General features: G+C 69.9%; 21 protein-coding genes. 5 read left to right on the top strand and 16 right to left on the bottom strand.

Translation table 11 applies throughout. From position 1 onward, the window contains the following. The 7 genes from CHC11_RS34150 to CHC11_RS34120 form a co-directional block, all read right to left on the bottom strand. Entirely contained in the window at positions 1-957 is a 957-nt protein-coding gene (locus CHC11_RS34150) for a DUF1702 family protein (RefSeq protein ID WP_089316015.1), read from the bottom strand. A 203-nt stretch (positions 958-1,160) separates the two neighbouring features. Continuing rightward, positions 1,161-1,745 carry an LmbU family transcriptional regulator gene (locus CHC11_RS34145; protein ID WP_089316014.1) on the bottom strand — a complete coding sequence of 195 codons (585 nt, stop codon included), beginning with the start codon at positions 1,743-1,745 and terminating at the stop codon, positions 1,161-1,163. A 577-nt stretch (positions 1,746-2,322) separates the two neighbouring features. Continuing rightward, positions 2,323-2,682, bottom strand: coding sequence for a transposase (locus tag CHC11_RS34140; protein WP_179279145.1), 360 nt, complete (start codon positions 2,680-2,682; stop codon positions 2,323-2,325). A gap of 613 nt (positions 2,683-3,295) precedes the next feature. Then, the gene (locus CHC11_RS34135) at positions 3,296-4,579 is read right to left on the bottom strand and encodes an ABC1 kinase family protein (protein ID WP_089316012.1); all 1,284 of its coding nucleotides are present in this window, start codon (positions 4,577-4,579) and stop codon (positions 3,296-3,298) included. A 2-nt stretch (positions 4,580-4,581) separates the two neighbouring features. Continuing rightward, a complete protein-coding gene (locus tag CHC11_RS34130; protein ID WP_143227427.1) occupies positions 4,582-5,313 on the bottom strand; it encodes a hypothetical protein in 732 nt (243 codons plus the stop codon). Positions 5,314-5,695: 382 nt separating this feature from the next. After that, positions 5,696-6,346 (bottom strand): winged helix-turn-helix transcriptional regulator, encoded by a 651-nt coding sequence (locus CHC11_RS34125; RefSeq protein WP_089316010.1) that lies wholly within the window; start codon positions 6,344-6,346, stop codon positions 5,696-5,698. A gap of 153 nt (positions 6,347-6,499) precedes the next feature. Beyond that, positions 6,500-8,002: a B12-binding domain-containing radical SAM protein gene (locus CHC11_RS34120; protein ID WP_089316009.1), complete on the bottom strand. Its 1,503-nt coding sequence runs from the start codon at positions 8,000-8,002 to the stop codon at positions 6,500-6,502. Positions 8,003-8,181: 179 nt separating this feature from the next. On the opposite strand from CHC11_RS34120, the gene CHC11_RS34115 reads away from it, so the two are divergent. Genes CHC11_RS34115 through CHC11_RS34105 form a run of 3 tightly spaced genes read left to right on the top strand, consistent with a single transcriptional unit; the run spans position 8,182 to position 10,615 of the window. Next, on the top strand, positions 8,182-8,916 hold the full coding sequence (locus tag CHC11_RS34115) for an FkbM family methyltransferase (protein ID WP_179279144.1): 735 nt from the start codon (positions 8,182-8,184) through the stop codon (positions 8,914-8,916). A 38-nt stretch (positions 8,917-8,954) separates the two neighbouring features. Continuing rightward, positions 8,955-9,563, top strand: a complete 609-nt coding sequence (locus CHC11_RS34110) for a dTDP-4-dehydrorhamnose 3,5-epimerase family protein (RefSeq protein ID WP_089316007.1) — start codon at positions 8,955-8,957, stop codon at positions 9,561-9,563. Next, positions 9,560-10,615 carry a glucose-1-phosphate thymidylyltransferase gene (locus CHC11_RS34105; RefSeq protein ID WP_089316006.1) on the top strand — a complete coding sequence of 352 codons (1,056 nt, stop codon included), beginning with the start codon at positions 9,560-9,562 and terminating at the stop codon, positions 10,613-10,615. Before CHC11_RS34110 ends, CHC11_RS34105 begins: the two co-directional genes overlap by 4 nt. 89 nt (positions 10,616-10,704) lie before the next feature. Here the strand turns inward: CHC11_RS34105 and CHC11_RS34100 are convergent, their stop codons facing one another. The 4 genes from CHC11_RS34100 to CHC11_RS34085 all read right to left on the bottom strand — a co-directional run bounded on the left by CHC11_RS34100 (position 10,705) and on the right by CHC11_RS34085 (position 13,772). Further along, entirely contained in the window at positions 10,705-11,625 is a 921-nt protein-coding gene (locus CHC11_RS34100; RefSeq protein ID WP_089316005.1) for an arylamine N-acetyltransferase family protein, read from the bottom strand. Positions 11,626-11,740: 115 nt separating this feature from the next. After that, positions 11,741-12,577 carry an ABC transporter permease gene (locus CHC11_RS34095; RefSeq protein ID WP_089316004.1) on the bottom strand — a complete coding sequence of 279 codons (837 nt, stop codon included), beginning with the start codon at positions 12,575-12,577 and terminating at the stop codon, positions 11,741-11,743. A 179-nt stretch (positions 12,578-12,756) separates the two neighbouring features. After that, positions 12,757-13,245 carry an EF-hand domain-containing protein gene (locus tag CHC11_RS34090; protein ID WP_089316003.1) on the bottom strand — a complete coding sequence of 163 codons (489 nt, stop codon included), beginning with the start codon at positions 13,243-13,245 and terminating at the stop codon, positions 12,757-12,759. Between the two features lie 47 nt (positions 13,246-13,292). Next, positions 13,293-13,772: an SRPBCC family protein gene (locus CHC11_RS34085; RefSeq protein ID WP_218826360.1), complete on the bottom strand. Its 480-nt coding sequence runs from the start codon at positions 13,770-13,772 to the stop codon at positions 13,293-13,295. Between the two features lie 86 nt (positions 13,773-13,858). On the opposite strand from CHC11_RS34085, the gene CHC11_RS34080 reads away from it, so the two are divergent. Further along, positions 13,859-15,010 carry a nucleotide disphospho-sugar-binding domain-containing protein gene (locus CHC11_RS34080; RefSeq protein WP_089316002.1) on the top strand — a complete coding sequence of 384 codons (1,152 nt, stop codon included), beginning with the start codon at positions 13,859-13,861 and terminating at the stop codon, positions 15,008-15,010. Between the two features lie 10 nt (positions 15,011-15,020). Here the strand turns inward: CHC11_RS34080 and CHC11_RS34075 are convergent, their stop codons facing one another. From CHC11_RS34075 to CHC11_RS34055, 5 genes are all read right to left on the bottom strand, one after another. Further along, positions 15,021-15,380: an ArsR/SmtB family transcription factor gene (locus CHC11_RS34075; protein WP_089316001.1), complete on the bottom strand. Its 360-nt coding sequence runs from the start codon at positions 15,378-15,380 to the stop codon at positions 15,021-15,023. A 71-nt stretch (positions 15,381-15,451) separates the two neighbouring features. Continuing rightward, positions 15,452-16,786, bottom strand: coding sequence for an ABC1 kinase family protein (locus CHC11_RS34070; RefSeq protein ID WP_089316000.1), 1,335 nt, complete (start codon positions 16,784-16,786; stop codon positions 15,452-15,454). Next, entirely contained in the window at positions 16,767-17,435 is a 669-nt protein-coding gene (locus CHC11_RS34065; RefSeq protein WP_089315999.1) for an NHL repeat-containing protein, read from the bottom strand. The genes CHC11_RS34070 and CHC11_RS34065 overlap by 20 nt, the downstream gene beginning before the upstream one ends. Next, positions 17,435-18,319 carry a class I SAM-dependent methyltransferase gene (locus CHC11_RS34060; protein ID WP_089315998.1) on the bottom strand — a complete coding sequence of 295 codons (885 nt, stop codon included), beginning with the start codon at positions 18,317-18,319 and terminating at the stop codon, positions 17,435-17,437. The genes CHC11_RS34065 and CHC11_RS34060 overlap by 1 nt, the downstream gene beginning before the upstream one ends. A 132-nt stretch (positions 18,320-18,451) precedes the next feature. After that, a complete protein-coding gene (locus CHC11_RS34055; RefSeq protein WP_089315997.1) occupies positions 18,452-19,654 on the bottom strand; it encodes a DUF6004 family protein in 1,203 nt (400 codons plus the stop codon). A 290-nt stretch (positions 19,655-19,944) separates the two neighbouring features. Between CHC11_RS34055 and CHC11_RS34050 the strand changes: the two genes are divergently transcribed. Then, positions 19,945-20,646, top strand: a complete 702-nt coding sequence (locus CHC11_RS34050) for an O-methyltransferase (protein ID WP_089315996.1) — start codon at positions 19,945-19,947, stop codon at positions 20,644-20,646. Positions 20,647-21,095: the final 449 nt, after the last annotated feature.

Below are 21,095 nucleotides of genomic sequence, written 5' to 3'. Positions count from 1 at the left end.
TCACCCCTCGTTGTGCTTCCGCCACGCCTGGCGCACCCTCGCGCGCCACACCTCGTAGCCCTCCGGACCGCCGCCGCAGCGCTCGGCCGTCACCGCCGCCTCGTCCGTCCACGCCGCGGCCACCGCGGGGGCGGCTCCGGTCAGCGTCTCGATCGCCGCCGCCGACCGCTCCGGCACCTCCTGCGACACCACGTGCGCCTTCGCCGCGAACGCGGCGCCCTGGGCGATGTGCTCCTCGAAGCCCGCGGCCCGGTCCAGCAGCTCGCCCAACCGCTCCGGGGGCAGCGCGCCGGTGTACGCGGCGGCCAGGCCGATGCCCGCCCACACGTCGGACCGGCGGGCGGCCGGAAAGGCCCCGATCGTCCCGGCCACCCCGACCGGATCGCCGCCGGCGTAGAACCACAGCGCACGGCCGACGCCCTGATCCCGAATCGTCCGCATAGTTCCGCGTGCCGGCCGCTCGACCCAGTGCCGGACCAACACCCGCCGGGATTTGAAGAAGGCCTGGTGGAACCCCCAGCCGTCCCACACGAGCCAACGCAGCAGTGGCCGCCCGAAGCGAATGCCCGTCCACGGATGCAGATGCGTGCGCGCGTACGCCCACCCGACTCCGACGTGAATCAGGTGGATGTACCGCGCGCCGGCCCCTTCGGCCAGCGCGCGCACCCTGCGGCCCCCCGAAAGCGTGCCGAGGTCGACCAGGGCGACGCCCATGGCCGCGCCCTCGAAGGCGAATCCACGTAGGTCGTGCGGCAGCGCCTTGAAATCCAGGCTCGCCGGATCCGCTCCGAGGGCGGTGTTGAATCCGGTGGCGAAGCTCTGCACCACGTCCGCCAGCCGGGCACGAGCCTGCGGATCACCCGGCGGAAAACCCAGGCGCTCGACGTCGAGGGTCTTGGGATCGATTTCCAGAAAGCCGCGCAACGGCGGCGTCAGCAGATTCCCTACAGCGGCCATTTCAACCCCACAGTGGCAATACTGACCGGCGGCGTTCAGCCGAGGAGTTTCTCGCCGTACTGGCGACGACCGCCGTGGCCATCGGTCAGACGGTCTACGGGCATCGCGGCCGAAAGGTGGCCGACTGGCGCCCCATGAACTTCCGCGCAGTGCGCAGGAGTGGCCTTACGCCCTTCTACACATACACTCGGCTCGGCGAAAAGTCACGCCTCTTCGTCGTTCTTCGCAACGCCTTCGCCGGCCTGGCCCGCGGCCTGGTCGAGAATGACCACGATCCATTCCGCCAGGCTGAGCTCCGCCGCTTCGGCGGCCTCCTGCCAGCGGCGTTGCCGCTCAGCGAGCACATCGATGCGGACGGTAGCCTCATCCGGCTTCTTGCCGTCGTCACCGTTGCGGATTCCCCGCAGGCGCTTTCTGAGCTCTCTTCTCGTCCATCCCAGTTCTGCCGCCTGCTGCAGCCAGTGCTCCTGGTCGGATGGCGGGAGCGCGGCCACCTCCGCGTGGTGCTGGAGGCTGAGTTGGTCCCGCCGGCGGGACCTCGGGATGCGGCGCGCGATCCAAGCGTAGTTCTTGAGCGTCTGGTAGTCGAGCGACGTGGCCTCTATGGCCATCCGGTACCGGTTCGGGTAATGCCGCTCTCCGTAGATGAGCCAGTCGCCGAGCCACCAGCGCGAGCAGTCCGAGATGAGGGATATCTGGCGTCCGATCCGCTGCCACGTTTCGAAGGGAAGTCGGGGGGGCAGCTCCAAGCCGCTTCGCCGCGGCCTCGCCGACTGGTCGATCACCATTCTGGCCGCCGAGACCCGGTTTGCCTCTTCAATGGGAGACCGATGAGGCGATGTGTAACGCTGCCCATTTCCGGAGCCGGACACGAATATCCTCCCGAACAGTCGCGATGCGCTGCGTGTTGCCGAATTAAGTCACAGGCTGGAGATGAATTTGTCGACCACGGCCTCTGCGGATCCCCCTGCCCGTGGCGCATGCGAATTCCCCGGCAGACTTAATTTCGGCCCCCTCCGATCGCCCACCACCGTCGGCCGCCCCCCTTCGATCGCGCCTAACGCCCGTCACCCGCCGCCTGCGATCGTCTCCAGCCGTCGAGGTGAGCCGCAATGATGGTCATCGTCAAACTATTTCACCAGCTTGTCAATAGGGTGAATCGGTTATTAACGCCTTGCCGAGGTGATCTCATCGAGATGCACCAGGAACATTGACCTTTCAAGCGTGTCTCACGTGGATAAGATCAATTTCCTGAGACCTGGCGAGGGCGGCACTACCGCGTGAGCAGGCGGCCTGCTCGGACCACGACGGAACCGGAGGTCTGGTTCCCGGGGTCTCGCCCGCACGGCCCTGCGCGGGCGCCGGTCAGTTCGTCGCCCGTTCCGCACGGGCGGCGGCGGCCTCCACGATCGCCGTAGCCCAGGCGAGCTGCCCGCGCGTCCCGGACTCCTCCAGCGCGGCGCGCTGCAGGCGCGGCCACAGCCCCGCCCTGGTCCACGCGGTGAAGCGGCGATGCGCGGTGGGCACGCTCACACCGAACTCGGCCGGCAGATGCCGCCAGGCGCACCCGCTGGTCAGCACGTACACGACCGCGGTGAACACCATCCGATCGTCCACCGGCGCCGTCCCACCGCCCTGGCGCCGCGGCGCGAACTCCGGGATCAGCGGGCCGACGATCTCCCACAGCTCGTCCGGCACCAACCGGATCGCAAGGTCCGAGAACACGAACACCGATCATGCCGCATCCGTCCGTACACCACATGAGACATGCTCTTAGTAGTCTCGGACAGGCAAGCTCTCGAAGCCCCGTGGACGGTTCGCGTCGGCCCGAACAGCACGAAGCCACGCTATGAAGTTGTCTCACCACAAAAGATCAGCTCAATGGCGTTGGGCGCTGCGTGATCTCGCTCATCACGCCCATGCGCGATGTCTCCCGGGAATTCGTGCGGTCCGGGGCCCGGCTCCTGCCCGGCCGGCGCCGGCGACACGGCCCTCACGCCGGCGATCGGGGCGCGGACCTGCCCCGGCAGGCGGTGCCGGCGGCGCGCTGGTCCGTGACGGCGGCGGGCGGACCGCCGTGGGACGAGCCCATGAATCCTCTGCTCGACCGCCCGGCGCCACCCACCGGCAGACCTCACCCGGCCGAGAAAGCGCACATCGCCGAAACCACGCCGCGCCGCTAATTCCGTGACCGGCAAAGCCGCCCGCCTAAGGTCGCTGAGATCACGCCGAGGGGGCTTCCCACTCACAGCCGGCCCCATGGGTCCGGCGCGCCGCCGATGAGCCCTGGCCATGCACCCGCACGGTTCTCTCCTCGCGCTCCTGCCGGGGCCACGCCTCAGCCGGTCGCGCCGCTCATCACCAGGAGGCCGTGCATCACGAATGGCGCGGCCTCCAACTGGAAGTCCATCATCGGATGGTAACGCTTGACCAGACCTTGCAATGTGAGCAGGCAGAGCATGGGGAATATGAACTCAGGCTCGGCGTAGAGGCGGTGTTTCCGCTGCAGATCGAAAAGATCGAGGCAGAACGCGGGGAGATCGAAGTCTCGGGCCACCACACCGACATTTCGCACGACAAGGTCGGATACCTCGGCACGAAAGGCCGCAATATCCGTCTCCGGGTCCGTACGCCGCACCGTCGACAGCAGGATGTCGGCGCACACCTCCCCGTCTCCCCGGATCATGCCGGCGAAGAAGCCGGTGAACCTCTCCCGGGCCTCGGGGCTCATACGGAAGACCAGACCGGCGTCCAGGAGCACGACGGTGCCGTCGGGCATGAAGTAGGTGTTCCCCTGGTGGAGGTCGATGTGGATGAAACCCTCGACGAACAGCATCCGGTAGACGGCGTGCACCAGCGAGGTGATCTGCCCCTCGCGGACCCGGGCGGGGAGGGCCTCGATCGCGCCGCGATCGAGGCCCTCGATGAACTCCATCGCGATGACCCCGTCCCCGCTCAGCTCGGGGACCGGCCTCGGGACGACGACGCCCGGCATCTCGGCGAGATCGTCGTGCAGCCGCCGCAGGTTCGCCGCCTCCGCACCGAAGTCGAGCTGGGCCATGAGGCAGTCGCCGACCTGGTCGACGATCTCCATGAACGGCACCCGCCGCAGGGCCGGGAGCCGTGCGGCGACAACGGCGGCGGCCCGCAGCACGGCCATGTCCGCCGCGATCGCGGCGCCCACTCCGGGCCGGCGCACCTTCACCGCGACCGCCCGGCCCCCGCGTTCCGCGCGGTACACGCAGGCGATCGAGCCGCCGGCCACCGACGGCCCTCCGACCGCCCGCACGAACTCGGGTGGTATCAGCCCGAGTCCGGCGCGGATGGTCCGCAGCGCCTCCTCGGGGGCCATGGGCTCCACACTGTCGTGCAGCCTGCCGAGCGCGGTCGCGACCGTCTCCCCCACGAGGTCGACGCGGGTTCCGAGAATCTGCCCTGCCTTCACGAAGGCCCCGCCAAGCCGTTCCATGAGACGTGCGAGTTCGGCGGCCAGCCGCGTTCCGCGAGTGCTCTTGGGAGAGGACGCGGCGATGGCCGCCATGCGGGCCGCGGCCGCTCCGCCGAACGCCCCTATCCGGACCGTTCGCGTCGCCAGGGAGCGGGCGCCGGCACGATCCACCATCCTCAGGCCGCCGTTCCGGAGAGACCGTCCTCAAGCGCCTCCCGGAGTCGTGCGGGCCCGGCGTCGAAGGCCTCCTGCGGGACGGGGACCGGCTCCCCGACACGGCGGAAGTCCGTCCAACCACCGGTCCGCGCGCGGGAGGCCCTGACCCGCTCGGGCAGCCCGCCCACGTCCGGACGGCCCATCTCCACGACCTCCCAGCGGCGGAACGGTTCCCGGAGACGCTCGACGGCACGCGCGACGACCATGCCGGTCTCGTGGTCGATCGCCTCGGTGACGGTGAGGCCGGGCGTGGTGACCGGTCCCAGATAGCACCGCGGCTCGGCCGCGGACCACCGGCTCCAGGACATGTCGACCGCCACGTTCTCGGGATCGGCACCGAGCCCCGGATAACGCCAGGCCATGAGATCCAGATATCCGATATCGGTCAGCGGAAGGCAGTCGAACAGGTAGCGCTCGACCAGGCGAACCGAATTCCTCATCGTGGGTATATGCGTTTCCACTTCGCATTCACCGCGAGCGGGGTTCTCGGTTATCCAGACATGACTTCCGGCAAGGATCTGCGGGAGCAGAACGAATAGGGCGGTCACTGCCGAGTGGTCGACAAAACGGCGGCCGATCAGGTAGCGCATGGGTCGCCGACCGATCGCGGCTTCGATGGCGAAGCCGTATGATGTCAGGCCACCCGCGCTGAGGTTCGGACGAGCCGGCCTGGTCATGCGCACATGCTCCACTGATGGCACCTTCCCGATGACGGCCGCGACCCGCTCTTCGCATTCCGTCCTATCGGCGATCAGAATCGGCTGACGGCTTCATGTCTATGGCGATCACGTAGTGGGCTCATTACTCTGCGCCGAGATGCAACGTCGTCGTCATGTCGTCATGGAAATAGAGGCGCTCGCCGCCAGTAAAAGCTATCGCCGCGACTGCGTCAAGATAAGACTTCCAAGTCCGTCGCGGCCGGCGGGGCGGCGACGGAAGATCCGCCGTAGAACGCGGCACCGAGGACCGCGTCCCCGGACGCATGCGGTTTTACCGGCACGGGGTGCGCGGCTATCGAGATCTGCCTTTGAAGGCCGGAAGCCGGCCGCCGGCACTCCCCGGGCAGGAGCGCTCTCAGGCCACCAGGCCGAGCAGGCGCGAGCAGCGGATGATCGCGTCCTCCTCGCCCTCCATGACGATGCGCTTCGTGAGCGTCGCCTCCAGCGGGTCCAGGCGCCCGGCACCGATGTCGACGAAGGTCACCGCGTCCGTGTGGACGACGAGCGCCGGCTCGGTGGTCGCCTTCCCATGGGCGACCGACACCTTGCCCTCGTGCACCGTGATGTGGAACACGTCGTCGTCGATGCGGAACTCGTACTGCTCGTCGGGGCCTTCCACGGTCGGGGCCGCCATCGCCTCCACCGCGAGCACCGCCCACCGGGGACGCACGATGTACTCGCCCTTGGGCTCCGTGAGCACGCCGAGCCCCCAGCGCGCGAGCACGAGCACCGCCTCGCGCAGGCCCTCGCCCTGCTCCGTGAGTTCGTACACCCGGACCTTCGAACCTTCGCGGGGCCGCTGCCGGATGATTCCGACCTCGGTGAGGAACTTCAGCCGGTCCGCCAGCAGGTTGGTCCCGAGGCCGGGCAGGTTGGCCAGGAGCTCGTTGTAGCGGCAGGGGCCGGTGAGCAGTTCCCGGATGATCAGCAGCGTCCAGCGCTCACCGACGATGTCCAGCGCGCCGGCGAGGCCGCAGTACTGTCCGTAGTTCCGACGCTGATTCACGTACCCGTACCGCCTCCCAGGTTCACTTTAGAAGTGTATACCCGGATGCCCGCGCGTCGCGGAACCTCGGCCGCGCGGCCGGGCGCCTGCGCCTTCTGCGCCACGGCCCCGCCCTTCCGGGACCGTCGCCGGTCCGGCACTGCCCGAGGGCCGTCAGCTCTCCGTCGCGGCCCAGGCCCTCTTCGCGTTCTTCCATGTCGGGGAGTTGACCTCCTCCCACGCACGGCTGCGCAACTCCTCGAGAACGTGGGACGGCACGACCGTTCCGGCCATGTTCGCCCGGTAGATGTTCATCGTGTCCGGGTCGAAGTCGCTCCGCAGATGCCCCTCCGAGATCGCCGTGTCGAACAGAGGCGTCCCCGGGAGCGGGACCACGATGAAGAAGTTCGCGGCGTCGAGACCGAAGGAAACGTGGTCGCGGGCCAGCTGCACGGTGTTCTGGATCTCCTCCAGGGTCTCATCCGGGTAACCCATCATGTAGTTACCGAAAATCTTGAACCCGTAGTCCTTCAATGCCACGATCAGCGATTCGATGTCGGCCATCTCGATGTTCAGCTTGTTGCTCGCGTACTTGCGCAGGATCCGGAGATTGCCCGACTCGAACGGAAGGTTGAGCTGGGTGAACCCCGCTTCGGCCAGGGCCTCCAGCACCTCGTGATCGGGCTTCCACCGCTTGAGGAGGTGGATGATGTTGATGCCGTTCAGGTCGCAGATGTCGACTCCGGCGCCCTGGATCTTCCGCAGCAGCCGCAGGGCGCGCTTCTTGTTCCCGAGCAGGGAGTCGTCCTCGATCATCACGTGCTCCACGCCCAGCCCTTTCAGGACGTCCAGTTCCCGCAGCACGCGGTCGTCCGACTTCGCGCGGTAGCGCCCGATGGGGCCGCTCATGCTCCCCTCCTGCTCCCCTGCTATGTGGCAGTAGGCGCAGTGGAAGGGGCAGCCGAGCGAGGTCATCATGTCCGCATAGCGCAGCTCCGTACCGGACTCCCACACGCCCGAGTGCGGCCGTGCGATGGTCCAGTACCGCTCGTTCGGCAGTAGGTCCCAGGCCGGCATGGGGAGGGTGTCCAGATCCCACACCACATCGTCCGGGCGCGCGGGGTTGACGCGGATCTCACCGGCGTCCAGGAACGCGACGCCGCTGATCGCCGCGAAGTCCGGACGGGCCGACCTGCGCACCTCGTCGACGATCCTGGTGATCGTGCCCTCGGCCTCGGAGAGGCAGACGACGTCGAAACCGGCCCGGAAGAACTGCGGCAGCCGCGACCGGGCGTTGACCCCGCCCGAGACGAGGACCTTCTCCGGGAAGGCCGCCCGGAGGAGCCGCGCGCAGTCCAGGACCATCGTCTCCTGGTCCGTGAAGATCGAGGTGATCCCCACGATGTCGTACGCCGCCGCCTCTTCCAGGATCCGCTGATCGCTGACGCCCGTGCGCAGGAGGCCGCTCGGCAGCTGGACGGGCCTGTCGAACATCCCGTCGAGCTCGTCGGAGTCGTCGCCGACGCACGCGTCGAACACGCGCACGTCGACGCCGTGGTCGCGCAGGGCGCCGCCGAGGTTGGGGTAGGCGAGCGATCCGTTCGGCTTGCACACCGTCCCCGGGGCGGTCTGGTTCGGCGGGTACAGAAGCAGGACACGTACATCACGCAAGGCCATGTATGACTCCTCAACCGACGGCGCCCCGGTCCGTCCCGCGTTCCGCGCGGACTCACCGCTGCAGCCCGCCGCGGCGCGATCCTGGGGAGGACCGCCCGGGCCGGTCGCGCCACCTCACTGTACTATATGCTTCTAAAGTTAACACCGCGGTGGTGTCCGTCTTCTCTGGAGGTACGTCGATGTCCCACGGGTCCTCCCCCGCCTCGCAGGGCCGCGCCCTGACCGAGATCGACCGGTCCGCCGCCCCGGTGTACGTCCGATGGGAGCGGCAGCTCCCGGGGCTGATGGACCGGCTCGGCGTGGCACCGGTGGGAGTGGTGCAGGTCGGCGCACATGTCGGGCAGGAGGTGCCGGCGCTCGTCCGGTGCGGTTTCCGGCGCCTCGTCATGGTGGAGCCCAACCGGGACCACTCGGCGGCGCTCGCCCGTGAACTCGGGCGCCACCTGTCCGGTCGGCCGGAGCCGGAGGGGGGCCCGCCCTCCCGGGAGGTCGTCATGGCCGCGGCGGGACGGGAGCGCGGAACGGCCACCCTGCACGTCACGGAGTACGACCAGCAGGCCAGCCTGCTGGCGCCGCTGCCGCCGATGACGGTGACCAGGCTGGACACCACCGAGGTCGTTCCGGTGCGCGAGGTCCAGCACGGCTGCAACGTGCTCGTGGTGGACGCCCAGGGCGCGGAACTGGACGTGCTGGCGGGCGCGGACCTGGACCGGCTGGACCTGGCCGTGATCGAGGGCAGCGCGGAGGCCCGCTACCGCCGCGGGGCGACCCGGCAGGCCGTCACGGCCTACATGCGGGCCCGCGGCTGGCGGCTGGTGGCGAACTGGACCCACGCGCGCGCCAACGTCGCCGACATGGCCTGGCTGGCCCCCTCGACCACCCTGCGTGCGACGTACCGCGCCGACCGGAGCTGAAGGCGGCCCCACGATGCGACTGCCACGATCGGCGCACCATGCACGTCAGTGAGACGGCCGTTCCCGGGGCCTACGTCTTCACCTCCGACCACGACGCGGATCGCCGGGGCGACTTCTTCGAGGTCATGCGCGCCGACGTCCTCGAAGCCACGCTGGGGCGCCCTTTCGTACCCCGTCAGATCAACTGTTCGACGTCGCGGCGCAACACGCTCCGCGGCATCCGCAGCGTGACCGTCCCGCCCGGACAGGCCAAGTACGTCACCTGTGTCAGAGGCGCGGTGCGCGACATCGTGGTCGACCTGCGGGTCGGTTCCCCGGCTTTCGGGCACCACGCGGTCAATGAGCTGTACGCCGGGTCGGGCCGGAGCGTCTACGTCCCGGAAGGCGCCGGCCACGCCTTCCTGGCGCTCACCGACGACACCTGCATCTGCTACGCCCTGTCCAGCACCTACACCCCCGAAGTCCAGATCTCCATCAATCCGCTGGATCCCGACCTCGCGCTTCCCTGGGGGATCACGGACCCGCCGCTGCTGTCCGACAGGGACGCGGCGGCGCCCACCATGGCCGAAACCATCTCCGCCGGGCTCCTGTCCCCTTGGCAAGAGACCGGCGCTCCTTCAATGCGCCTGCGAGGAAGCAACCGATGAAAGCACTGGTGCTGGCGGGTGGATCGGGAATGCGGCTGCGTCCTTTCAGCCACTCCATGGCCAAGCAGCTGATGCCGATCGCCAACAAGCCGGTCCTCGAGTACGTCCTTCTCAACATCCGCGCGCTCGGTGTCACGGAGATCGGCATCATCGTCGGCGACCGGGCCCAGGAGATCATCGACTTCGCGGGCGACGGTTCCCGTCTCGGCGCGCGGGTCACCTACATCCGCCAGGACAGGCCGCTCGGTCTCGCGCACTGCGTGATCCTGGCCCGCTCCTTCCTGGCCGACGACGACTTCGTGATGTACCTGGGCGACAACATGCTGCCCGGCGGAGTCGCCGACGTCGCCCTGGACTTCGCCGCGCAGCGCCCCGACGCCCAGGTGCTGGTGCACAAGGTGGCCGACCCGCGCGCCTTCGGAGTGGTGGAGCTGGACGTCGAAGGCCGGGTCGAGCGGCTGGTGGAGAAGCCGGAAGAGCCCCGGAGCGATCTCGGACTGATCGGGGTGTACTTCTTCACCCCGGCCATCCATGAGGCGGTGGCCGCGATCGAGCCGAGCGCTCGGGGGGAGCTCGAGATCACCGACGCCGTCCAGTGGCTGGTGGCCCGGGGCGCGGACGTGCGGGCCAGTGAGTACGGCGGCTACTGGAAGGACACCGGCCGCGCGGAGGACGTCCTGGAGTGCAACCGCCGGCTCCTGGAGTCGCTGCAGCCCGGCATCGCCGGTGACGTCGACGCGCACTGCGAGATCGACGGCGCGGTCGTCGTCGAGGCCGGAGCGCGGATCGTGCGCTCCCGCATCGAGGGCCCCGTGATCGTCGGTGCGGGCTCGGTCATCGAGGACAGCCACATCGGTCCCCGCACCTCGATCGGCCGGGGGTGCGTCCTGCGGCACACCGGTGTGGCCGGCTCCATCGTCCTCGACAACGCGTCGATCTCCGGCTTCACCGGCCTGCACGACTCGATCATCGGCCGCAACGCCAGCGTGAGCGCCTCGGCCCGGCCTCGGCTGGTCGTCGGCGACGACACGCGCGTCGAGGTACCGGCATAGCCCGATCGGTGCGCCCCGGCCCGGCCGGAGTGTCCCCACCCGGACGGTGTGCCCCCGCCCGGACGGTGTGCCCCGGCCCGGACGGCGTCTCAGGCCCGGGCGGCGGCCCGCCGGGCCCTCGCCTCGAGCCAGGCCTCGTGGGCGCCCCGGACCTTCGTCCACAGCGCGGTCCGCTCCTGCGGGCCCACATCCGCCAGCGGGAGCCCGAAGACCTCGGCGAGCGCGCCGTACCACTCCGCGAAGGTACCGAGCTCCCTGGTCGTCCTGCCGGAGTCGTCGATGTGCCGCAGCATGCATCCCGTCAGGCTGTCGACGCTCGTCGCGTCGCGCCGCATCACCGCGACCGTCCGCACCAGGCGCGATTCGGGATCGGTCGCCAGGTAGGGATGCCACTCGGCGAAGTCCGCCGGACCGGCGGGCGCCATCGAGAAGTCGAGCCCGGCGATCGCGCCGCCGACGTCGTGCTCGAAGCGCCAGCCGCCGGACTCGAACCGCGAGGGGCCGAGGTGGAAGGTGAAGGGTCCTTGGCGGTACGCCCCGGCACGCAGCGGCAGGGGCTCGTGCAGCCCGTCGCCGAGGCCGACGTCCACCATCCAGGACTCGCCCCCGGCGCTCACGGTGAGCACCAGGTGCGGAGCCGGTTCGGCCGGCCCGACCGGCGGCAGCTTACGGCCGGCGTGCACGCCGGCCCGGTGCCACGTGACGTCGTATCCGAGCGCCGTCAGCAGGGTGGAGAACGCGCCGTTGAGCTGCACGCAGTACCCGCCGCGCCCCTTCAGCACCTGGCCGGCCGCCTCACGCGGGTCCGCGGTGGTCGGCCGCCCCAACTGGATCTCCAGGACTTCGTACGGCACCCGCTCCACATGGGCCCGGTGCAGCGCGAAGAGTCCGGAGAGCGACGGCTCGCCCGGGTCGCCGATGCCGAGGCGTTCCAGGTAGTCGGCGACGTACCGGGGCCCGCCCGGCTCCTGTGGTGCGGGCGCGGAACCCGATGTGCGCTGGCCAGGCATGACCCTCCGTCCGGACCGGGTGCGGTCGCGCCACCGCCTCACCGAACTGACTTTAAAATAAGGTAGCACAGCCCGCCGTCCCGCTCCGAAGGGAGGTGCGGCGGCCCGCTCGGCGCTAACCTCGGCCGCGCCGCGAATACGCGTACGCCGTGAGCGGAGCGAAGACCGCGACGAGGATCGCGCAGGCCAGGAACGCCCGCCCCATCTGGCCCGCGGTCTCGGTGCCCTGCATCAGCCCGCGCACGGCCGTCGCCGCGTGCGTGATCGGGTTGACCCCGATGACGGTCTGCAGCCACGACGGCATGGTCTCGCGCGGGGCGATGATGTTGCTGCCGAACAGCAGGATCGAGTCCAGCGTGATGATGAGCATCTGCGCCGACGCCGCCGGGCGCACCGCCACGCCGACCAGGGCCCAGATCCAGGCGAGGCTGAAGGCGAACACCTGGAGGAACAGCAGCGCCAGCACCACCCCGGCCAGGCCGCCGTCCGGGCGGAACCCCAGCGCCAGCCCGAGCAGCAGCGGCACGACCGACGCCACCGCGTACCGCACGACATCGCCCAGCATCGCCCCGACCAGCACCGACGACTGCCACACCGGCAGCGACCGCACCCGGTCGAAGACCCCCTGGTCGATGTCCACGTTCAGCACGAACCCGGTGTTCATGCTCGCGAGCACGATCGCGATGACCGATACACCGGGGAGGAAGAAGTCCAGGTACTCGCCGGGAGACCCCGCGATCGCGCCGCCGAAGAGGTAGGTGAAGAGCAGGGTGAACATGACCGCCTGCAGCAGGGCGCCGAACAGCCCCTCGGGTGCCCGCCTGATCTTCAGAAGCGAGCGGAACGCGAAGGTCAGCGACGCCGAGAGCATGCCCGCCCTCGGGGGGCGCTCGCCGGGCGTCAGCAGGGGTCCGCGCACACTCTCGCCCGCCACCGGCTGGGACGTCGTCATCTCGCCCGCCTCCCTCACTCCGCGTTCGAGCCGTCCAGGCAAATGATAAACCTGTGGCTTATATAAGGCAAGTCTAATTACTTCGTGAGCCGGATGGCCGGCGGCCGTCGCGCCCGCGCCATGCCGAGGCGCTCGCGGGGCCGGCACCAGGCGCGATGGCGGAGCCGCCCCAGAACCGGTCAGGCGCCGTCTCGGTGGTAGAAGTCTTCGATGTACTTCACGAAGGGATCCCTGTCGAGATAGCCGTCCCCGTCCTCATCGAGCGCCTGGAATCCGGCCAGACTCTCCAGCTGCGGGTAGCCCGTCGCCGAATGCGTCGTCATCCATACCTGGAGGGACACTCGCTTGTCGGCGTCCGCGCCCATGTCGAACACGGCGACACCCCATGGGATGGCGACGCTGTCGACGAAGCCCGGCTGCTCGTGCGAGGCGACCCACTCCTCCCTGCTCACCTTCTTGTCCCCGGCCTCGTCGACGCTCCCCTTCAGCTGCTGCCACAGCCTGTTGGACGGTCGCGTTATCGCCAGCCACTGCGGAGAGCCGGGCGGCACGTGCAGCGCGCGGCACCACCGCTGCACGAGCAGGTCGACGTCGGTCTGTTCGATGATGCCGTCGCCGTCGTGGTCGAAAGCCTTGAAGAGCGCTTCGTACTCTTCGGCAGTGGCCATGCGGAACACTCCTCGGATCGGGAACGCGTGGCGCGCGTCGCCACCGGTCAGGCCGCGGTCCCCCGCAGCACGGGATCGAGGCGGTTCAGGAGGATCGATCTCCACGCGGTCTCGTGCTCTACCCTCGCCCTTTCGTCCGGGAAGCCCGCGTGCGTCAGGTGCAGCAGGGAGCCGCCCGGCCGGGGCGACATCTCGACGGTCAGCACCGTCTCGACCCCGCGGGTTCCCGCCTCGTTGAGCCACGTCAGTTCGATCAGCCGGTCCGGGTCGACCCGCAGGAACCGGCCGTAGTGCGGATGCCGCCGTCCCTCGTGGCAGGTCTGGAAGAAGTAGGGCGCGTTGACCTCGGCCTTCATCACGACCTCACCCGGCTGGGCGAACCACTGGTCGAACCGCTCCGTCCAGGCGCGGAACACCGCGTCGGCCGGCGCGTCCGCGGGGTGGTCCACGATCGCGCGGTACGGCCTGGCCGACAGGTCGGGCGGGCAGATCGGCAGCGTCACGAACTCCTCCAGCTCGCTAGACACTTGAACTATATATAGTAATCTCCTGGAGGAGTAGACCGGAGATTTCCTCGTCGGCGCTCGGTCCATGCCCCAGGGAGGATCCCACCATGCGCGTGCTGTTCATCTCCGTCCCCGCGGCCGGTCACGTCTTTACGCTCGTGCCCCTGGCCTGGGCCTTCCGCTCGGCGGGTCACGAGGTGCTCGTGGCGCTCGCGGAACGCCCCGAATGGGCGGCCGACGCGGGCCTGCCGGTGGTCGACGTCGCGCCGGGCTACGACGCCGTGGCGATCGCGCAGAAGGTTCTCGAGGACGATCCCGAGTTCGCGGAGACGTGGTTCCGGAGTGTCGGGCCGGACAGGGACATCTCTCCCCGGGCGCCCATGTTCGCCGGGTTCAACCGCCCGCTGGTCCCCGGGACCATGGAGGTGGCCGACCAGTGGCGCCCGGACCTCGTCGTCTACGAGCAGACGACCACGGTCGGGGCGATGGCGGCCGCCCGGCTCGGCGTCCCGGCCGTCCAGCGGAACCTGGGACCCTTCACCACCGGGCGGACCCATCAGCTGACGGCCGGCCTGCTGTCGGATCTGTGCGGCGAGTACGGAGTCCCGGCCATCCCGCGGCCCGCGATGATCCTGGAGCGGCTGCCGCCGAGCATGCTGCACGCCAGGCCCGAGGGCGGGTTCATGGGCGGGCACTCCTACGACGGCGGCGGTGTCCTGGGCGGGCTGTGGCGGCAGCGGCCGCAGCGGCCGAGGGTCGTCCTCTCGCTCGGCGGCGGCTTCTCGGCCAGGTTCTTCGGCCTCGGCACCCTGCCGCCGGTCATCGAGGCCGCTTCGAAGGTGGACGCCGACTTCGTGCTCGCGCTCGGCAACGTCGACACCTCCGCCCTCGGCACGCTGCCGCCGAACGTCCGGCCCGCCGACGGCTGGGTCCCCTTCGGCGAGCTGTTCCGGACGTGCTCGGCGGTCGTGCACCACGGCGGCGCCAACACCGTCCTGACCGCGGTGGAGGCCGGCATCCCGCAGATGGTCGCCCTCGACCCGCAGGACGTGGCCTCCGAAGCCATCGGGCAGGACGTGCGCGACCGGGGAATCGGGCTGACGGCGCCGGCCGACGAGATCACCGCGACGATGCTGGAGCGCCTGCTCGAGGACGAGACGCTGCGGACGGCGACCGCCGAGGTCCACACGGAGGTCGCGGGCCTGCCGTCCCCCACGGCCGTCGCCGCCGAGCTCGCCGACCTCGTCGCGCGCCTGTAGCCGGCCTGGATCACGCTTTCCGCGTTGCGGGGTTCCCTGTCGTGCCGCGACCCTCGCGCCGGCCCCTGGCGACCTCCGTGGCCAGCGCGTCGAGGGGCTGGGACCAGAACCGCCGGAACTGCTCCAGCCACGTGTCGACCTCGCGCAGGGGCCCCGGGTCGATCGCGTACAGCCGCCGCGTCCCCTCGGCCCGGACCGAGGCGAACCCGTTGTCGCGCAGCACCTTCAGGTGCTGCGACACCGCCGGCTGGGAGATCCCGAACTCCTCCTGGATGACGGCGCAGATCTCCCCGGAGGAGTGACCGCCGACGGACAGCAGTTCCAGGATGCGGCGGCGGACCGGATCGCCGAGAACATCGAACGCATGCACGGGACAATAATAGCAAACTTATATAACCCGGCCTCGAACTCCGACCGGAGACCGGCGTGCGCCGGGACCGCCTACCGGGCGCCGAAGAGACCGCGGTTCAGGACGGGCTTCGCGGTCTCCTGGAAGTCGATCTCCGGGTCGAGCTCGCGGATGGTGCCCTCGATGACGAGCAGGGACAGCAGCGGGAAGATCAGTTCGGGCGCGGCGTGGATGCCGTACCTGCGCTGCAGGTCGAACATCTCCGTGGCGAAGGCGATCAGGCTGAACTCCTTGGCCGGCAGTCCGTGGCTGCGCTCGACCAGGTCGGCCATCCGCACGACGAAGCCTTCGAGGTCCGCGTCGTCGCGCACACCCGCCGAACTCTCGATGACGATCTCGGCACAGCGGCGGCCCCGGCCGGTGGACATGTTCATGAAGAACTCGGCGAACAGCCGGCGCAGGCGCTCGGTCAGCTGCACGCTGAACCCGGCGTCGAGCACGACGACCTGCCCCTGGCGGGTGAAGTAGAGGTTCCCCGGGTGCATGTCGCAGTGCACGAAGCCGTCGACGAACAGCATCTGGTAGATGGCGGTCAGCGCCGACGCCGCGAACCGCTTCCGCATCGCCAGGGGGCACTGCGCCGCGGCGCTCACGTCCAGGTCCGGTATGAACTCCATGACGATGCAGCGCGGCCGGGACTCGGCCTGGTGCACCTGCGGAACCCACACCCGGGGCACGGGCGCGAGGTTGCCGCGCAGCCGCGTCAGGCTGTCGGCCTCGCGGGCGAAGTCCAGCTGCCCGAGGACGGCGGCGCACATGTTGTCCACCACGTCGGTGACCGGAACGCCGCGGAACACGGGCAGCCGGGCGGCCAGCGCTGCGCCCGCCCTCATCAGCGCGAGGTCCTGTCTCATCACCCGGTCGATGCCGGGGCGGCGCAGTTTGATCGCCACCTGGGCGCCGGACGCGAGCGTGCCCTGGTAGACGGAGGCCACGCTCCCGCTGGCGACCGGCCGCTGCACGAGGTGCGCGAAGCGCCCTTCGATCGCCCGCGTGCCGTAGGCCTCGGCGAAGGCGCGGCGCGTCTCGGCGCGGTTCAGCGGCGCCACCGAGTCCTGGAGGACCGACAGCTCGTCGCAGAGCGCCGCGGGAAGCACGTCCCGCCGGGTACCGAGGACCTGACCGGCCTTGATGAAGGTGGGGCCGAGCCGCATCAGCAGGACGGCCGTCCGCCGGTAGAGGTACCGGCGTCCCGCTGCGCGGCCGCGCAACGCCGTCCGGAGGAGCCCGACGACCCCGGCCGGCGCCAGGGTCACGGCGAGGATCACCAGCACGTGCGCGCCCCGGCCGGCGAGCGCGAGCGGTGCGGGGGCCTTTGGTTCGGCGGGGGCCGTCTCCGATCGTCGCTCAGCGCCTGTCGTCGTCATGGGTCTGCCTGCCTCCGGTGATTCCAGGTACCTCGATCGCCCGCAGCTGGAGGGTCGCGTGGTCGCAGTACCAGATCAGGCGGCCGTCCCAGGCGATCCCGGTGGGACTGCCGTTGACCGTGATCGACGCCACCTCGCGCCCCTGCTTCAGATCGACCAGGTTGATGGAGCATCCGCGGTAGTCGGCGTAGGCCAGGTAGTCGTCGGAGACGGTGACCCCGGCGACCGGGCGGCGCACCGGGTAGCTGGCGATCAGGCGCAGATCCTCGACGCTTCGCAGGTCGATGACCTGGAGGTCCTCGTATCCCGTCCACACGCCCTGGCTCGTGGCCTCCAGCCCGCACAGGAGCCGCCCGGGCCGCGGGTTGGGCAGTTCGCCGACGACGTCCCCGGACTCGGGGTCGATGACGCGCAGGGTCCGCTGCTCGCCCACCACCTGGACGAGGCTGCCGCCGAGCGTGGTCAGGTCCGTGCGGACGCCGGGGCACGGGATCCGCCGCACCACCTCGCCGGTCCGAGGGTCCATCGCCGCGATCTGGTTCTGCACGGCCTCCGAATACCACAGGTACTGTCCCGACCAGGTCAGCCCGCACAGTTTCAGGCCGCCGCGAACCGGGATGTCGCGCACCGACCCCGCCGCGTAAGGCATCAGCGCCCTCCCTTCTTGCTGAGGCCGCACTCAAGCCGCCAGTCGGTGGCCACCCGGACGTCTTCGGGCCGGTGCATCCGGACGTGCAGCACGTCCCCCGCCGACACCGCGGTGTGGCGGAGCGGCCAGATCCAGACCGCCCAGTTGCAGCCCGGGTAGGAGGGGAGGTTGGACAGCGTCACGCCCGGCGCGAGGGTGGCGGTGAAGTATCCGGCGATGGCGTGCAGCCGGCCGGTCCGGTTGATGGTCAGCCGCCGGCTCGGCCGCTGCTGCGACCCCTTGCCGCCGCGCTGGTCGGCGATGGCCGCCGGCTCGCTGAGCATCGTGGGCGGACGCTGGAAGAAGTGCAGCTGGGCGGCGGGGGCTGTACATTCCTGAACCGCATCCAGCCGGTAGCCGAGGAAGTCCTCGTTCCAGATCCCCCAGCCCTCGCCGTCGAACTCGATGGCCGCCAGCTGTGTGACCAGGCGCTGCGGAACGACCCGGCCGCCCGGGGCCAGGTTGCGCCGCGCGAAGGAGCCGAGGACCTCCATCATCTGCTCCTCCGGCCCGAGGTTGCCCATCATCTCCGAGACCACGACGTCCGCCTTGACGGGCAGCAGCACCCGGCGCGCGTCTCCCTGGACGAGGGTGAGCCTCCCCTTGAGGTCGTTCTGCTCGGCGATCCGGGCCGCGACCGCCGCCATCTCAGGGTCGGCCTCGACGGCGTAGACGTGCTCGGCGCCGCACCGCAGCGCGAGCATGGACAGCGCCAGCGTGCCGGCCCCGACGTCGGCCACCACGCCGCCGGGCGGGATCGCGTCCTCGAGCGCCCGCTCGTAGGCCTCCAGCCGGGGCCGGTCGGCGAGCATCGCCTGGTGCATCAGCAGCAGTCGCTGGTCCACGACGCCTCCCCTTCGCAGGTACCCGGCACGGCCGGCGGCGCGGGCCGCACGCACGTCCCGGCGGGACTGGAACTATCGGAATTTCCATCAGATCCAGTCCCGCCGGACACGTCAAGAGGCTCGCGGGAAACCTCAGATGTTGACCGCCGCCGTCTCGCCGACGTGGGCGTCGCGCATCGCCAGCCGGACGCCGGTCAGCCGTGCCTTGACCGTGCCGTCGGTGGTGACGAGCGGCGCGTCCGCGCCGACCATGCTCAGCTCGCTGCCCGTGGCGTCGAGGTCCCTGAGCTTGCCGGCGATGTGGGCCGGGCTGGCCGCGTACAGGTTGCCGTGCGGCGTCACGATCTCGAGCTCGGCGTCGATGTGCAGCTCGCTCGGGAACCTGACCCGGCTGAGGCTGTCCTCGGTGCCGTCGCCCAGCGTGCCGCCGGACGGCCGCGGCCAGCTCGCCCGCAGCATCACGCGGCCGCCGAGGGCCTCGTTGTGGCCGACGAGGGCGACGCGGGCCATCTGGGCGAGGACGCCCTGGCCTTCGTCGTGCTTGTCGGGGCCGAACAGAAGGATCTCCGTGCCGGCCGCCTTGCGGTAGTCGCCCTCGAGCTCGATGACCTCGGTCTTGCCGTTGACCTCGACCTCGATCCGGCCCTCCATGGAGACCTGCATGATCATGGAGGGGTCGACCAGCATCGACATGCAGGGGCCGGCGCTCGCGGCGAAGAACACCGTGGGCGTCAGGCCGACCGGCTCGTTCTGGTCGTTGGCCGGGTACCAGGCCTCGGGCAGGGTCGTCCCGCGCACGACGTTGGGCGCCTGCACCACGTCGAACGGGCCGTCGCCGCGCGGGCTGCCCAGGTACGGGCCGGTCAGCGGCTTCTTGTACGGCGGGATGCTGTCGACCACGCCGAAGATGTCGATGACGTTGCGGTGGGCCAGCCGCAGGGTGCTGGTCTCCAGGATGCCGAAGCGCCGGATGTAGAACTCGGCCGGGAAGTTCTTGCCCGGGACGATCTGGCGCACGTGGCCGGAGTTGGGGAGGAACGGGTTGGACAGCACCTGGATGCGGTCGTCCAGCTCGTAGCTGTACCCCTTGATGCCGACTTCCGGCGCGCTGATCAGCTCGGTCTCGAGCTCGGCGTAGCCCTTCTCGTCCACCCGGTGCTCGAAGCCCGGCATCGGCCACTTGTTCAGCTGGACGAAGCCGGACAGGTTGATGGTCTCGCGCCGGCCACCGTAGTAGTCGTCACCGAAGACGACGGTGGCCGCGGCGAGGATGTGCGGACGAATCGGCTTGGGTTCGAGGTTGAGGGACTCGTACGTCTCACGGAGAGAGCTCAAACCAGACACCTCCAGCGTCTGTCGAGAACGTGTGGTGGGCCACTGCCTGGTCCGCGGATCGATGACGGGGCCCTGTCGCTGAAGTTTTATATAGCGATTCCTCGTCGTCAACCCCTGCTCCGAACGACGCCATCGGGGTTCCGCGCCGTCGAGGATTTCAGTGGGCACTTAACTGACCAGCTCAAAGCGAGCACGGCGGAGAGAAAAGGGCGGCATGGGCACCCCGGAAATGAGAAGGATGTTGCTATAATTTATTAAAGTTTCTGGGAGACCACGGAGAGGCCGGGGCCATGTGCGCGCTCAAGACCACGCCGGTGACGGCGGAACTGTACGGCTACCTCACCGCGCACAGCCTCCCCCCGGACGACGCGCAGCGCCGTCTCATGGAGCGGACCGCCCGGCTCGGCCCGGTGGCGCGGATGCAGATCGGTCCCGACGAGGGAGCGTTCCTGACCTTGCTGGCCCGGCTCATGGGCGCCCGCCGGGCGATCGAGATCGGCACCTTCACCGGCTACTCGTCGCTGTGCATCGCCCGGGGCCTCGCCTCCGACGGCCACCTTCTGTGCTGCGACGTCGACAAGGAATGGGGGCGGATCGCCCGCGAGGCCTGGGCGCAGGCCGGCGTGGCCGACCGGATCCGGCTGCGGCTCGGCCCCGCGCTGGACACGCTACGGGCGCTCGCCCCGGATCCGGTCGTCGATCTCGCCTTCATCGACGCCGACAAGGAGAACTACGTCGCCTACTACGAGGAGCTGCTCCCGCGCATGCGATCGGGCGGCGCCGTCCTGGCGGACAACGTCCTGTGGCGCGGCCACGTCGTCGACCCCGTCACCGACGCTCCCCCCGCGGAGGTCTCCGCGACCAGGCGCGCGAGAGACGCCGACACCCGGGCGATCCGCGATTTCAACGATCATGTCGCCGCGGACGGCCGGGTCGAGGCGGTCATCCTCTCGATCGGGGACGGCGTCACGCTGATCCGCAAACGGGACTGATCGCGCTCGGGATGCTCATGCCCGACGCCCACCCGGCGCACCGGGAGGACGCGGCAGCGCCGCGGCCGCTCTCGCGGGACGGCCGCCGCGCCGCCGGACCGGGTCCCGATCGACGTCGCGGACGCCCACGCCGCTCGTACGGGTCGTCGGGTCGATCGGCGGATCCGGGAACGAGCGCGTCGACCATGGGATGGTTCTCGAGAGACATGGGTCCCTTCCAGGTCGGGGCCGGCGGACGGAGGACCGGCCGGGACCGGGGCCGCCCCGAGTTCTTACGCCCACTGCGAACAGCCACCGATCCTCGGCAAAACACTTTAGAATCTAATAGTAACCGGCACCCCCGGGAGGAGCGAGGAGATGTTCGAGAGGTTCACCGACCGCGCGCGGCGGGTTGTTGTTCTGGCTCAGGAAGAGGCCAGGATGCTCAACCACAACTACATCGGTACCGA

It is taken from the genome of Actinomadura mexicana, from assembly GCF_900188105.1.
Taxonomy (GTDB): Bacteria; Actinomycetota; Actinomycetes; order Streptosporangiales; family Streptosporangiaceae; genus Spirillospora; species Spirillospora mexicana.
The sequence above is the reverse complement of the archived record's forward strand: the minus strand, read 5'-3'. Positions and strand labels throughout refer to the sequence as shown.